11 protein-coding genes and 1 pseudogene are annotated in these 15,526 nt (G+C 39.0%); 4 read left to right on the top strand and 8 right to left on the bottom strand.

Going from position 1 to position 15,526, the window contains the following annotated elements:
* The first annotated feature begins 16 nt into the window (after positions 1–16).
* Complete coding sequence (locus tag ACN0T8_RS12180) at positions 17–1,597, top strand: polysaccharide lyase family 7 protein (protein ID WP_417880890.1); 1,581 nt, start codon at positions 17–19, stop codon at positions 1,595–1,597.
* Positions 1,598–1,904: 307 nt separating this feature from the next.
* Positions 1,905–2,308, top strand: a pseudogene (locus tag ACN0T8_RS12175) (DUF1801 domain-containing protein).
* A 68-nt stretch (positions 2,309–2,376) separates the two neighbouring features.
* On the opposite strand, the gene ACN0T8_RS12170 reads toward ACN0T8_RS12175, so the two are convergent.
* Positions 2,377–3,258 carry an NAD(P)-dependent oxidoreductase gene (locus tag ACN0T8_RS12170; protein ID WP_417880889.1) on the bottom strand — a complete coding sequence of 294 codons (882 nt, stop codon included), beginning with the start codon at positions 3,256–3,258 and terminating at the stop codon, positions 2,377–2,379.
* A 429-nt stretch (positions 3,259–3,687) separates the two neighbouring features.
* Here ACN0T8_RS12170 and ACN0T8_RS12165 point away from each other — a divergent pair, with 429 nt between their 5' ends.
* Complete coding sequence (locus ACN0T8_RS12165) at positions 3,688–4,443, top strand: SDR family NAD(P)-dependent oxidoreductase (RefSeq protein WP_417880888.1); 756 nt, start codon at positions 3,688–3,690, stop codon at positions 4,441–4,443.
* Between the two features lie 229 nt (positions 4,444–4,672).
* Here the strand turns inward: ACN0T8_RS12165 and kduD are convergent, their stop codons facing one another.
* Positions 4,673–5,434: a 2-dehydro-3-deoxy-D-gluconate 5-dehydrogenase KduD gene (gene kduD / locus ACN0T8_RS12160; protein WP_417880887.1), complete on the bottom strand. Its 762-nt coding sequence runs from the start codon at positions 5,432–5,434 to the stop codon at positions 4,673–4,675.
* 261 nt (positions 5,435–5,695) lie between these two features.
* Between kduD and ACN0T8_RS12155 the strand changes: the two genes are divergently transcribed.
* Positions 5,696–6,361 (top strand): hypothetical protein, encoded by a 666-nt coding sequence (locus ACN0T8_RS12155; RefSeq protein WP_417880886.1) that lies wholly within the window; start codon positions 5,696–5,698, stop codon positions 6,359–6,361.
* Between the two features lie 85 nt (positions 6,362–6,446).
* Here the strand turns inward: ACN0T8_RS12155 and ACN0T8_RS12150 are convergent, their stop codons facing one another.
* The 6 genes from ACN0T8_RS12150 to ACN0T8_RS12125 all read right to left on the bottom strand — a co-directional run bounded on the left by ACN0T8_RS12150 (position 6,447) and on the right by ACN0T8_RS12125 (position 15,477).
* Complete coding sequence (locus tag ACN0T8_RS12150) at positions 6,447–8,381, bottom strand: EAL domain-containing protein (RefSeq protein ID WP_417880885.1); 1,935 nt, start codon at positions 8,379–8,381, stop codon at positions 6,447–6,449.
* A gap of 4 nt (positions 8,382–8,385) precedes the next feature.
* On the bottom strand, positions 8,386–9,096 hold the full coding sequence (locus ACN0T8_RS12145; RefSeq protein WP_417880884.1) for a transglutaminase-like cysteine peptidase: 711 nt from the start codon (positions 9,094–9,096) through the stop codon (positions 8,386–8,388).
* Positions 9,077–9,670, bottom strand: coding sequence for an OmpA family protein (locus tag ACN0T8_RS12140; RefSeq protein ID WP_417880883.1), 594 nt, complete (start codon positions 9,668–9,670; stop codon positions 9,077–9,079). Before ACN0T8_RS12140 ends, ACN0T8_RS12145 begins: the two co-directional genes overlap by 20 nt.
* A 9-nt stretch (positions 9,671–9,679) precedes the next feature.
* Positions 9,680–10,993, bottom strand: coding sequence for a TolC family outer membrane protein (locus ACN0T8_RS12135; protein ID WP_417880882.1), 1,314 nt, complete (start codon positions 10,991–10,993; stop codon positions 9,680–9,682).
* 222 nt (positions 10,994–11,215) lie between these two features.
* Complete coding sequence (locus tag ACN0T8_RS12130; protein ID WP_417880909.1) at positions 11,216–13,528, bottom strand: type I secretion system permease/ATPase; 2,313 nt, start codon at positions 13,526–13,528, stop codon at positions 11,216–11,218.
* 8 nt (positions 13,529–13,536) lie between these two features.
* Positions 13,537–15,477 (bottom strand): EAL domain-containing protein, encoded by a 1,941-nt coding sequence (locus ACN0T8_RS12125; protein WP_417880881.1) that lies wholly within the window; start codon positions 15,475–15,477, stop codon positions 13,537–13,539.
* Between the last annotated feature and the right edge of the window lie 49 nt (positions 15,478–15,526).

Raw genomic sequence — 15,526 nt, 5'->3', positions numbered from 1 at the left:
TTATAAGGACGTAGAAATGAAAAATTTGTTTATAAAAAGCTTGCTGGCTTCATCTGTGGTATTAGCGATGGGCTGTTCATCGAATGGTTCCGATGCTCAAAAAACCGCGGAAATGGCAGCAAAACAAGAGGGACCTCGTGTTGCTATTTTGACTCCAACCGCTATTGATGCAAGCAGCCATGATGGTAATAGTCCAGACCGTCTATTTGACCAAGATATTACAACTCGTTGGTCTGCAAATGGGGATGGTGAATGGGCGATGTTTGATTATGGCTCTATTCATGAATTTGATGCCGTGCGTGTGGCTTTCAGTAAGGGTAATAAACGAGTAAGTAAATTTGATGTTCTTGTGAGTGTTGATGGTAAAACTTGGACACCCGTTCTGAAAGATCAAGAGAGCTCAGGTCGTGTAATTGGTTTAGAGCGTTTTGATTTTGAACCAGTAAAGGCACGCTATGTGAAATATGTTGGCCATGGAAACAGCAGTAATGACTGGAACAGTGTGACTGAATTTGCAGCACTTAATTGTTCAATAAACTCTTGCCCAACTTCAGAAGTAATTACTGATGATGTGGTAAAAGCTGAACAAGCAATGATCGCTCAAATGGCGGCAAAAGCAGCGGCACAGAAAGAAGCGCGTAAAGACTTACGTAAAGGTAATTTCGGTGCACCAGCGATTTACCCATGTGATACTAGTGTTAAATGTGACACAAGAAGAGCACTATCTCCGGTAACGGGTTTGCCAGCAACGCCAAAAGCGGGTAATAAGCCAAGCGAAAACTTTGATCTAACCGAATGGTACTTATCTCAACCATTTGACCACGATGGTAACGGCCGTCCTGATGATGTTTCTGAATGGAACTTGGCAAATGGTTATGAACACCCAGATGTATTCTATACAGCTGCTGACGGTGGTTTAGTATTTAAATCATTCATTAAAGGTGTTCGTACTTCGAAAAACACTAAGTACGCTCGTACTGAAATGCGTGAAATGCTACGTAAAGGTGACGAATCGATTTCAAGTAAAGGTGTAAATAAAAACAACTGGGTATTTAGTTCTGCACCAGTTGAAGATCAAAAAGCAGCTGGCGGTGTTGATGGTGTTCTTGAAGCAACATTAAAAATTGACCACACGACCACGACAGGTGAAGCAGGCCAAGTAGGTCGTTTCATTATTGGTCAGATCCATGACCAAGATGATGAACCAATCCGCTTGTACTACCGTAAACTGCCAAACCAAAATACAGGTACAGTTTATTTTGCTCACGAAAATACTCTAAAAGGCACAGATGCGTTTTATGACCTTGTTGGTGGTATGACGGGCGAAATCGGCGATGATGGTATTGCTTTAGGTGAGAAATTTACTTATCGCATTGAAGTTAAAGGTAATACTCTAACAGTTACAGTTAAGCGTGATGGTAAAGAAGACGTGCAACAAGTCGTTGATATGAGTGAAAGCGGTTATGATGTGGGTGGCAAGTATATGTACTTTAAAGCTGGCGTATATAACCAAAATATCACGGGTGACTTAAATGATTATGTTCAAGCGACATTCTATAAACTAGAAAAATCACATGGTAAATACACAGGTAAGTAATTTTGTTACTAGCTGATTAATACCTCTTAAAATTCAATGGCACTGTTCAATTATGTTCAGTGCCTTTTTTACGTCTATATCCTTCGTACTTGAAGCTGCAGCTTTGTTGACGGCGCTCATTCACCCCAATCATTTAGACAAGCTAAACTCATGGGGCTTCATTCACTTGTCGCCTCACTGCAACTCCAATTACTTTGGGTATATACTATTCGCGATAATAAGGCTTAATAAAAAGTGTGAATGAAAATAGTGATTTAAACTCAAGGGAACCTGCATCTTGAGCAACTAGGTTATATAGGGAGATCAAATGAACAAATTAAACAAAGAACGTTTTGATGAATATCCTGAAAGTGCTCGAATTCGATTAGAAGCGTTGGAAGCCTGATCTTTAAAGTGGCTTATGATCTAGAGTTAGGCGAAGTGGAGGAGTCGCTGAAATGGGGCGAACCAAGCTATTGTAGCAAGATGGGAACACCGATAAGAATGGACTGGAAACTGAAATCACCCAATCATTATTATCTTTTCTTTCATTGCCAAACTAAGTTAATAGATACCTTCCGAGAGTTGTATGGTGAAGAATTAGAGTTTCAGGGGAACCGAGCTATCGTGTTGTCGTTATCAAAACCATTGCCTGAAGCCGCTATTCAACATTGCTTAGCGCTGGCATTGACTTATCAACAACGTAAGCATCGACCTTTGCTTGGTGCATAAAAAAGCTGCAATATAATCGCTTATATTGCAGCTTAAATGTGTTATCAAGTTATTGCGTTATGAATTGATTACTTTTTCAAACCCATGAAATAATCAAAGATAACGGGTACATCGTTTTGACCAAGCCCAGCATCAACTGCTGCTTGTAGACTTGTAGAAGTACCTTGAGCGATTAGAGACTCTGTACCTAACTCTTCACATAGTGCAAGGAAGTAACCAAGGTCTTTGTTTGCGTTTGCAACAGAGAAACCTAGTTTTTCTTCACCGTCTACTGCGTAGAACTTACAAAATTGCATGAACGGAGAGTTAGAAGGACCAGCAGACATGATGTCGAATAATTGCTGGCCGTCAACGCCTGCTCGTTTTGCAACTGCGAATGCTTGAGACATGGTTGCAACGGTAGTCATACCCATGAAATTGTTTACAAGCTTAGTTACGTGACCAGAACCTAGCGCACCTAGGTGGAATACGTTTTCGCCTTGGTCATCAAGAACGGGTTTAACTTTGTTGAACGTTTCCATGTCGCCAGCTGCCATGATGTTTAGTAGACCATCTTTAGCGTGAGCTGGAGTACGACCAAGAGGAGCATCGATCATACCTGCGCCTTTGGCCGCAAGATCAGCACCAATCTTCTTAGTAGACGCGGGGATAGAAGTACCGAAGTCGATTAGTGTTTTGCCTTCAGACATACCCGCTAGGATACCTGCTTCACCGTATACTACTTTCTCTACAACTTCAGACGTTGTTAGGCAAAGCATTACGATGTCACTTTTTTCAGCAAGTTCTTTACCAGATGATGCTTCTGCTGCGTTACCACGAGCTAAAACAGATGCAACAGCGTCTTTATTAAGATCCATTACATTTACTTGGTAGCCACGAGTTTGTAGGTTTTCTACCATGTTGCCGCCCATAAGGCCTAGGCCGATAAAACCAATAACAGGTTTAGTCATCATATCTCTCCAATTGTATTATTATATAGCTAAGTAGGATGATTCTATAGGTATGGATTTGGTTTAGCAATCAAATGAAGAAGGATAAAGTTGCTTTCTGTGACTTAAGCAACATAGATCACGAAATTGACACTAATAATAGAGTGGATTCGCTCAGCATTTCTTTTTTACCATGAGGAAAAATTATGCACTGTGACCAAAGCTTACCAGTGTTAGATTTCAATATAATGATGCCTAAATAACATTTTAAAGCAGGAGATGTGTCTTTTTAGTCAACCGGATACTTGGCTGAGATCTCATTTTTGAGCTTTCCATGATAAATAAAATTGAAAACCTCAGTATTTGTCATACAATAAGATTAGATGTTTTGGTGATGAATCTTGTTCATCAAGCAAAATTTATAAATGGATGATTAAAGAGAGAATGACTATGTCTAAAAAAATTGCTTTTATTTCTGGCGCAACTGGCGGTATTGGTTTTCAAGTTGCAAAACGTCTTGGTACTGATGGCTACACGGTTGTCCTTAACGGTATCGAAGATGACAAAGGCGCTGAGCGAGTAGCAGAATTAAAAGAACTAGGCATTGAAGCTGAATATTATGGTTTTGATGTAACTGATGATAAAGCGGTTACTGAAAACATCACTGCAATTGGTGAAAAATACGGTAAGCTTGATGTTGTCGTTAACAATGCGGGAGGCCTAGGTGGTCGTAGCCCAATGGAAGACATGACAACGGACTTCTACCGTTTTGTTATGGCGCTTAACCTTGATAGTGCATTCTTTGTTTCTCGTGCTGCGATCCCATATCTGAAGAAAGCGGAAGGCGGTTCAATCATTAATTTCGCTTCAAATGCAGGTTGGAATGCCGGTGGCCCTGGTGCTGGTATTTATGGTGTATCTAAAGGAGCAGTGCATACCTTAACTCGAGCATTGGCTAAAGAGCTTGCTCCTGCTGGCATCCGTGTAAATGCTGTTTCTCCAGGTACAATTGATACACCATTCCACGCTCAAATTAAAGCAACTAAGCCAGAAGTTTTCGCTTCTTGGAAAGACAGCATTATGCTTGGTCGATTAGGTCAACCAGAAGAAGTGGCATCAGTGATTGCATTCTTAGTAAGCGAAGATGCATCATTCATCACTGCTGAAACGATTCAAATCGGTGGCGGACAAGCGTTAGGTATTTAATCCGATTTTAGAAACCAGATAAACAAAACACTGCCAAAATAATGAAATACCCCCCAATAGATATACAATTATGGGGGTATTTATGCCTAAACACAACAGAAAATTAAAGCATTGTAAATAACGATGTGTTGAGGGTGAATCCTCAAGAGATTTTAGAAAGAGGCCTTCCGAACTTGTGGTTACTTACACTCAACTGGGTAACCTTCACCACGTGATACCGTGAATGCTATTAACGTGCTAACCAGCCGCCATCAACAGCAACCGTATGGCCATTGATGTAATTTGCAGCATCAGATGCTAAGAATATACAAGGGCCAACTACATCTTCTGGCTTGCCCCAACGGTTCGCGGGAATACGTTCAAGAATCGCAGTATTGCGCTCTTCATCGTCACGTAGCGCAGCAGTATTGTTAGTGGCCATGTAACCTGGGGCAATCGCGTTTACATTGATGTTGTATTTTGCCCATTCATTTGCCATTGCACGCGTAACTCCCATAAGTGCACTTTTGGAAGCAGTATAAGAAGGCACCCGAATTCCACCTTGGAAAGATAGCATAGAAGCGATGTTGATGATCTTGCCACCATTACCTTGAGTGATAAATTGCTTAGCCACCGCTTGAGAGATAAAGAAGACCGTTTTAGAGTTGATGTTCATCACGTCATCCCAGTTTTGTTCTGAGAACTCGATAGCATCTTCACGGCGAATGATTCCCGCGTTGTTAACTAAAATGTCAATTTTACCGAATTTAGCCAATGCCTTCTCGATGATAGTAGGAATATCATCGAGAGATAATAAGTTTGCTCGGACATCAAGAAAGTGACAACCTTTTGCTTTCATTAGCTCTATGGTTTCTTCTGGTGCAGTTCGATTAACACCCACTACGTTACAACCTGCTTGTGCTAGGCCTAATGCCATACTTTGACCAAGACCTGTGTTGCAGCCAGTCACAATGGCTACTTTACCTTCTAAATTAAATGCATTAAGAATCATAGCTATTTCCTTTGGTGCTTATTGTGGGTAGTTATTTAATACAGTGTAGTGGTGCTATTGAGCTTTACTGTAAATATAACGAATAAAAACTGACTTGTTTATGATTTATTTAAATGATAACAAATCTCTAATAATAGGAGATATTTCTTATAAATTTCGTTAAAATGGTAAGAATTATGACTAATGAATTTTAGTTAACTATAATTTGGCTTAAATGACTGGTTTGTTAACAATTTCATCGCGTGTGAAAGGGAATATAATATGAGAAAAATTTACTTAGCTTTAGCTATTGCAGGGGCGCTTGCTGGATGCTCTTCTAACTCGGATAAAGCACCTGTAAATACTACGCCGGTACCCGCTATGGGAAAAGTTGCTGATGGTGCATTTACTCGTTTTGCTTTAAATAACAACAGCAGCGGTGCTTGGTTGGTACATGCTACACCAGAGTTAGGTTTAGGTGCGGTTGAGGCAACGAATATTACTGCTTCTGGTGATCCGGGTTCTCTTCGTTTGTTTTACCCTTCAATCAATGAAAGCTCAATACTACAAGCGGGACCTGGTGTAAGCCAAATTATTCCAAATATTGAACCAGATACTGATTACCTTTTGACGGTTTATTATCGTGATGAAAAAGGCAATGAGTCACCAAACTTGCTTGAGTTGGGTGTGAAAGATATGGGTGTGGGTTCTCTAGCTGGCAACATCATAAGAACAAAGACATTTACCAATGATGATATTGGTTCTGATGGCGATGATACAAATGGTTTCCGTAAAGTGGAATTAGCCTTTAATTCAGGCAGTAACACAACATTGGAAGTTTATGCAATAACCCATCTTAACAGTATTGAAAATATCGACATGAATGGTGATATAGCCCTTCAAACAGAGGTCTTTATTGATGATGTTGTGTTAAAGGCTGATGATTAGTCGAGCTTAATATCTAAAGCCCTAATCAATATAATCTAGCACTAGAAACCCCCTGATATTTTCTGTCAGGGGGTTTTCTGTTTATTTATGGTCCGCTTAATTCTAGCTTATCGGTTATGAACCCTTGGAAATAGTTAATATCAAGCTCAACTAATTGTTCAATTTGCTTTAAATCCTCTACATGAGTTGCAATCATACCAATCCCTAAGTTACTGGCGATACGAGTCATGGAAGCTAGAACATCATATTTAGCTGGATCTTCCAACTGGTTAGTATATGCAAAATCCAATTTGACATAAGTTGGTTGAACTTGATGTAGGTAATCGATAGAGTTGAAACTATGACCAAAGTTATCAATACCAAACCTAAACGAATGTTGGAGCAGTAATTGAGTAATGACTTTAGTTTCTTCAAGATGTTTAGTGAAGCATACTTCATGAAGCTCAAATATTAGCATCTCACTGAGTTGGGGGTTGGCTTTTAACATTTGAGTTAAGAAGACAACAAATTGACTATTATGAAGGCTATCTTTACTTATATTAACTGCAATCGGTGACTTGCTTGGGTTAGAAGCCAATTGATTACTTACAAGCGTTAATACATGATTATCGAATTGGTAGGCTATATCAGTACCTTCTAGCGTAGTAATAAAATGATTGGCTGTGTAGATAATATTATCCACTTCAATATAAGCAAAGGCCTCATAGTGTAGAATTTGTTGTTCTTTATTAATCGCCGGTTGAAGTCGAATTTTGACTTGTTGATTTTCAATACTTTGTTTAACAAAGTTCTGCCATTCAATTTTACCCTTAGTGAATTCTGGCAAAATTGCATTCTTATTAAATAAAAATGCTTTTATGCCGCTTTGTTGACGCGCTTGAGTTAGGGCATTATCAAGTTGAGTGAAAACCGTTCTCATATCTGTTTGCTCATGTAAGATCATCATCCCAATATATGCTGAGTTATCTTCAATTAACTTGTGAGCTTGCCATTCATTCACGAGATTGAGTGCTGTCTCTGAAACTTGGTTTAAATAATCATAATGGCAATGAGGAACCAGCAAAATAAACTCAGAGCGACTAAAACGAGAAAAAGTACTTCTTCCATCAACTAAAGAACTTAATTTTTGAGCAAGTTCTTTAACCATGCTATCGGCTTTATCAAATTCTTTATTTTCATACGCATCTTCAATTATATCAACTTTCATTAACCATAGACCACAATGATCATGGGTGTTAGAAGTTAACCATGGTTCAAGCTGAGTGATGAAATATTCACGATTACTTAGCTCAGAAACAGGATCCTGGTAAGCGCGCATACGTAAGCGCCTTACTTCATCTGCAGACTGTAAGTAATGAGATTCAATCTGTTTGCTCATGTAATTAATTGCTTGTATTACATCAGAGAGTTCACGAGTATTGACTTGAGGAATAGGGTCACCAAACTTATTTAAACTAATTTCATTCGCACGCTTTTGTATGTTTTTTAATGGCTTGAACATGACTCGAAGTATGATGATCATCGAGATTGCAGCAAATATTGAATTAATAATAAATGCAGTGAGTAAGCGTAGAGTCAGCGACCACAGTTGGTCATAACTTGTTGCCGTATTATTGGTGACGGTTAAGGTGGCTGCTTGCATCCAGCCATCCATTAATACGCGAGATTCGGTTAGTTCTTCAAAAGGCGCGATTTTTTGAAACCATTCTGGTGAGTCAGATTGTTGATTAAGAGCCTTGCGTTGAATTTGAGTATTGTTGTTATTTATTTTGAGAGTAATAGAGCCGTAGAAGCCGCTATCAAAAGAGGCATTTATGACAGATTCTAAACCCACTTTATCTTTTTGATGAATGAATGGTGTTAGCGCAATATTCAATGCGCTGATCATGTTTGTCATCTCAATTTTTTGCTGAATTTTCAGGTAAGTATGGCTAGAGTGGAGTAGTAGGCCAAAAACTGATGTCGTTAATATCAAGAAGATTATCGATAACCAAATTTGGAATTTATTATATAGACTCATAGCATCATTGATCCAAGTTTATAATAGGGTGATGAGTGTCATGTTGACTTCGCTTACGCAATTTTTGCCACATACTTAAATTGGAAATATTACCAGCCGGTATTGATTGGCTTCCGGCAGCGCCTCCCTTTGTGATCCATAAGTTAGTGGCGTTAAAACTATAGACAGGAACGAGATCGCTTCTTTGACTGGCCGGTTTTATCTCGCTATCAATATTATCTAAAATTAAAGGCATTGAACTTGGCGTTTCATAATAGGCCAAGACCATATGAAATTGATTTAATGTCAGTGATTTTACATAGATTAATCGTAATTTTTCGTCATCTACCCCTAGTTCTCGCAGGGTATAATATTTGGCAATACTAAAATCTTCACAGTCTCCACCGCCAGCATTAAGAAACTGTATTGGTGTTGCCCAATAATCATCTTCACCCCATAATTTTATATCATCAATAAACACTAATTGATTAAAAAAGTTATTCACTTCAGATAATTGTAGAGAGGGGGAGTGACTCTGTAAGTGATGAGTGAGCTCTAGCCATGCTTTTATTCGTAAGCCAGCACGTTGTCCAAAGTGTTCATGACTGAAGGTGATGATTTGTTGTTCAATAGCAGTGAGAGCCGAAGCTCTCACTGACATGATTAACAAAATTAAGAAAAGACAGGCGGTAAGCGAAAAAGAGAGAAAAGGTTTCTTAATCTTTACGTTGATCATAGATAGTCCAGCTTTCTACTACGCTGCTATCCATCCCTACCACTGAAGCAGTAACACGACGACTTAATGTCATAGTTTCTTCTCTTGATGTTGCTTGAATTGGATCACTGTCACCGTAACCTATAGTTTGTATGCGTTTAGGGCTGACACCTGCTGCAACCAAGGCTTTATAGACATTCGCTGCACGCTGTATAGATAGGTATTTATTGTGTTCTGCTGGGCCTACTGGGCTAGCATAACCATTAAGAACAATATGAGTTTTTGGATATTTATCTAAGAAGTTACTTATATTCTTAATCTGATTATCATAAGCTGCGGGAATCACGGTTGAATCATTAGCAAATAAAATATGTAGTTTATTTTCTTCTTCTGAATGTACAACAGTAGGACATCCATTGTTATCAATCATAGCGTTTTTACGAGTATTAACACATAAATCACGTGCGTTAATCACACCGTCATTATCCGAATCGCTCAAATCTTTTGAATGAAAGGCGATTGGCGGTGGATCGGATTCTAGGTTTGAACATGCACCCAATAGTAAAACCAATAAAGAAAGAGTTAATGCTTTCATAATATTTCCTTATTTAGACGAACGAGCCCATTCATCAGGGATGGCAACACGTAACTCATTCAGAAGCAGACCTGTTGAATTCAATAGGCGATAATCAGCAATAATACCAGAATAGTGTGCGCTTAAATAAGCTTTACGAGATTCAAATAACTCATTTTCGGTGTTTAATAGGTCCAATAAGGTTCGTTTACCGATTTTGTATTGCTTCTCATAAGCGATGATGGTTTTTGCCGCAGAATCTACGTGTTGTTGAAGAAACTTTTCTTGTGATTCCGCCAGTTCTTTAGCACTCCATGATAAACGGGTGCTTTCTTCTAATAAGCGGTAGGCGTTATCTCGAATATTTTTCGCTTTGCTGATTTGGCTGGCAGCTGAACGACTGTCTGCTGCGTCACTACCACCGTTGTACAGGTTGTAGTTCATTTTAAGCATTACTTTAAGCTCATCAGTATCCCCATCAGATGCGTCAATTTCATCACCATATTTCTGTGAGCCTTCGACAGTAAATGTCGGTAACATAGTGCCTTTGGTTTGTTCGTATTGATATTGAGCGGCTTGCACATCATGGTAAGCCAAATACATAGTTGGGTTATTGGCTTTGGCTTTCTCAAGCGCATCATTTAGCGACTTAGCGATGTAAGTATCATCAACTTTAGGTTTTCTTAAATCTTGAGGGTAAGAGCCAACTATTCTTACAAATGCTGTAATTTTGTCGTTAAGGTTACTTTGAGCTGAAAGTAAGTTGGTATTGGCTTGTGCAACACGTCCCTCAACCTGAACGAGATCTGCCGTTGAGCTTAAACCTGAATCTGTACGTTTTTTGATATCACGATAGATACGCATGTGAACATCATGGTTTGCTTGAGATAGGGTAACCACCTCTTGGGCTTGAATGACATCAATATAAGCTTCAGTAGTGGATAATGCCATATCTTGGGCATCAGCGAGTAATTGATAGCGTTGAGATTCAGCTTCTGCTTTTGTTCTTTTTATATCGTTATAAGTGCTTGAGCCATCCCAGATTAACTGACGAATACTGATTTGAGCGTAGCGAGGGTTGTATTCGCCTTGAGAGCCTGCACTGTTGTCATAATCTTCATAGCCGACACCAGCTTCAAGATCGACCGATGGTAAATATTTACCAGTTGAGGCTCGGCTGGTTTCTTTTTGGCTGATAAATTCATTGTAGGTTGATTGAATATTTGGGTTTGTTGCTAATGCATTGGCAATCGCTTGTTCAAGAGATTGCGCGTATGTTGGCAGAGCGATTAATTGGCAACCAAGGAAAATGGCTAATTTATTTATCTTTGGAGTTTTTATCATCATCATCCTCTTAACATGCTAGATAGTTAAGCGTTAAGGAAAGGGTATATAAAGCCGAAAACGGACAAAAATTTAGATTTGCACGATATTACAGGGTATTTAGAAAAAATAATATACCCTTTAACTGATAAACGCTGTTAAATATACAAATTTAAACGCATGATTTTGTTTAAATCATATCAGTCTAGACAAAATCATGCGAATAAATTAGTTGTATGTTTGTTAAATCGGCCTTGTTTGAATGGTAGATTTCTTCTTATTGGTTGTCGTTGTTTGTTTGGTCGCCGTAGTTGATGTTGGTCTAGAAACAGTACTAGTTGCTGCTTGCGCCTGATCTTCGCTTGGTTTTGGCTCGGAAGCAGAAGGTGCAGCATCACTTGTTTTGGCCTCTAGTGTTGGTGATTTTTTAGCAACAGTCGGTGCTGATTTCTGTGACTTTCCAGAGCGAAGTGCTTGTAATACTTTATCTCTAGGGCCGTCGGCAATGATTTGGCCTTGTTCCATGACTATTAAACGATCGACTAAGTCTAACATGCCAGTTTTATGCGTAATTAAGATTAGAGTTTCACTTTTATTAAAGTTACGCAATTGGCGCTTGATGAACATCTCCGTACGGTTATCCATACTACTGGTTGGTTCATCCATGATCATTACTGGTGGTTTACCTAATAGTGCACGTGCAATGGCAATCGCTTGACGTTGACCACCAGATAAAGCGGCACCACCTTCGCCAATTTGTTTTTCTAAACCAGCGCTGTCCTTTTGTGTAAAGCTTGTTACGCCAGCGCGTTCAGCGGCAAGAATGATATCTTTATCACTGGCAAGAGGGCGTCCAAGTGCAATGTTGTCACGAATGCTACCGTAAAACAGAGTAATATCTTGCGGTACACAACCTAAATTACGGCGTATATCGATCTGATGTAACTGCTTAATATCTGTATCATCAATTAAAACGGTACCTGAGGTTGGTTGGTATAATCCCATCAAGATACGCTCTAACGTCGTTTTACCTGAACCAATACGACCGATAATACCAATGCGCTCACCTGGATTAATTGTCAGGTTAATATTTCTTAACGAAGGCGAGGTTGCATTCGGGTAGGTGAAGTTCACATTATCAAATTGGATCTTACCTTTGATAATAGGACGGTGGATATAACGCTTGCCCGGTTCTTGCTCAGTTGGCATTTGCATTAAGTTGTCGATAATACCCATCGCAGATTTGGCTTGGTTATAGCGAGTTGATAGCATCGCTACTTGTATCATCGGGCTAACTGCACGTCCACTTAGCATGGTAGCTGCAATTAAACCACCCATGGTTAGGTCGCCATTTCCTATTAAGTAAACACCGACAACGATCATTGCTACGTTCAAAAATTGTTGAACAAACCCCGCTGTATTTTGCAGTGAATCTGTAAGACGACGAGACTTTAAGCTCCAGTTTGCCATGTGGGCAACGGCTTCTTCCCAACGATATTGATACTGACTTTCAGCACCAAACATTTTTAATGTTTCAAGACCAGATAAGCTCTCAATAAGATTTGAGTTTTTTTGTGAAGCTAAGCGAGAACCTTCTTCAATAGTGCGTCTTAATGGCTTTTGTACAATAAAACTGTAACTGATCAGAATGATCACACCAATTAAAGGAACTATAGCTAATGGGCCTGCAATGAATGCAATTACGAGCATAAATAACAGAGCAAATGGCAAATCAATTAGAGTGGTAATACTAGCAGAGGTAAAGAAATCTCTGATTGATTCAAATTCTTGCATGTGTCTTGCAAAAGCACCAACGGAAGGGGGCTTAGATTCTAGACGAGTTCCCATTACATGACTAAAGATTTTTGAAGAAATCAAAATATCCGATTTCTTTCCCGCCACATCTAAGAAATAGCTACGCATCATTTTTAAAATAAAATCAAAAATGAAGATGATAAAAACACCAACAGCTAGTACCCAAAGTGAGTCATAGGCCAGGTTAGGAACAATTTTGTCATATACTAAGCGTGAAAATAATGGGGCACTTATGGCAAAGATATTAATTAAGATCGAGGCAATGAATACGTCGCGGTAAATTTTACGTGATTGCCACAGCGTGCTCCAGAACCAATGACCATCGTTGTTTTTCAGAACTTCAGGGGACCTTTCATCGTAACGGAAGCTCTTTTTAACCAAAAATAGTTGGCCTGTGTATTGTTTATTAAGTTCTTCTAAACGAACCCATTCTTGAGTGTTGTCATCATTTTGCGACAAGATTACTTCAGCTTCGTTCTTCTCGTAATCGACAGACAAGATAACGCATGCGTCACCATTTTTAAGCAATGCAACTACCGGTAAAAGTAGTGGTGGTAAATCATTAAGTGGCAACTCTTCAAGCTTAGCATTTAAGCCCGCGGTTGCTGCAGCGCGGGGGAATAAATGTACAGTTAGTAAACCATCTTTGAGTGGTAAGCCTGCAACGAGCGCGTCAGGTGAATTGGCTTGGCCGTAATAACGACTGATATAATCGAGCGAATTTAATAGCGGATCTTTTATGGTATTCATTATGCCTGACCTTCAGTAACATTATTAATTTGCTCAGTAACAAAACCTTGGAAACCACCAAGTTCGAGTTCGATCAGTTTGTTTTTCTGTTCTATTGTTTCTACACGAGAAGCAATAGTGGTGATTGATAAGTTGGCGGCAGTACGTGCAATGGAGAAAACAACATCTGCTTTTTCGTTATCATCTATTTGAGTAGTGTAGGCAAAATCCAATTTGACATAAGCAGGGCGGTAGGCATTGAGATAGTCAATCGAACCAAAGTTATGACCAAAGTTATCGATACCAAAACTGTATTTATGTGAAGTAATGATGTTACACAGTAGTTTGGTGTTATCTGGCTGCTTAATAAAGCAAATTTCAGGAATCTCAAACAATATGCGGTTGGCATATTCAGGATTGCTTTCCATTTTTTGGCTTAACCAGCGCATAAAGCCAGTATCATTAACACTGCTTTGAGTTAAGTTAACTGCAATTGGATATTTCGGATCGTACATATCGACTTGTTCAAATACTGCGTCGATGATGTACATATCAAAGTCTTGGCCTTTATCTAGGCTTTCAAGGGCATTCAAAAAGCTACCTGCTGAATAGCGAGTGTCGTCTTTTTGTATAGCAGCAAATACTTCTTGGTGGAGCATTTGATTATTGCTGTCGATAGCTTTCTGGTAGTTGAAAATAAATTCTTTATTAGCAATGGCTTCATCTACGATGGCTTTCCATTGTTGTTTACCAAAGTTTGGTTGGCTTTCATCACTGTCTGCAAGAACCAAGATCATTGGTTCTTCGCGATTAGCACGAGCTTGTACTAAGCCGTTATCAGCGCGAGCAAGGAGATCTGAAATACTGTCGTCAGTTTGCTTCATAATTAAAGCAACAGCAGCTTGAAGTGGGGCAATATCAAGTGGATCGTTTTGTAATTCGGCGACACGGTTAAGCATAGCGCGACCCAACTCAAGCATATCTTCATCTGATATGTTTGGAGCTAATAGCATAAACTCAGAATTGTTTAAACGAGCAATATTGAACTCATCTGAAGAAATTTCCATTAATGATGCAGCAAAGCTACGAGTCAGTTCATCACCTTGGATATATCCTTCTTTTTCATACACGTCATCAAGTTGATCGACCTTGAGAAGGGCAATACCACCTGTTGACCCGCTTTCAATCCAAGATTTAAGTTGAGTCATCATGTATTTGCGATTAGCCAATCCTGATACTGGATCTTGGTACGCACGAACACGTAGTTTGTTTGCTTCTTCTGATTGTTGTTCAAAGTGTGTACGCAGTTGCTTGGTTATTTGATTAAATGCTGAAACGACATCATTTAATTCTCGGTATTTAGAGGTTTCCAATACTTCATCAAATTTATTGTTAGCAAGATTTTGAGCGCTAACTTGGATAATCTGTAACGGTACTAAAATTCGACGGAATACTATCGATAATCCTACAATCAGAATCACGCCACAAAATGTTAGAGCAAAAAGAATAGATTTAGTGTTATTCCACAGCTTTTCATAAACAAAGGTAGGGCGATTGATTACTTTTAGATTGGCTAATGGTTGCCAGTTAGAGCTGATTTGTACCGTTTTCTGGATAGGTTTAATATTCGATAATGTCATAAACCAACTAGGTATAGAATCTTTGGGTTCTTTGAAATTGAGCTTAATGGCTTCACTCGATGTAATTGATATCAGAGTTGCCGATTGATAGTTATGATTATCAAATATTTTCTTGATAATAGTTTGAGCTTCTTCTAAGTCGTCACCTTGTAGATAAGGTGAAAGAGCAAAAGTGGCAGCATTTAATGTGTCATCGAAGCGAACCGTTTGTTGTTCGATTAAGTCGTTACGCGTGTGATGGAATTCAAGGGCAAATAAAACTACGGATATAGTGATAAAAATCCCCATACTCCAAGTTAATAGCTGTTTGTACAATGTCATATCATTTCTCATTAAATAATTATGGTAATAGACCAAGAGAGATAAACTG

This window comes from Vibrio sp., from assembly GCF_048266485.1.
GTDB lineage: Bacteria > Pseudomonadota > Gammaproteobacteria > Enterobacterales > Vibrionaceae > Vibrio.
This window is presented reverse-complemented; position numbering and strand designations above follow the sequence as displayed.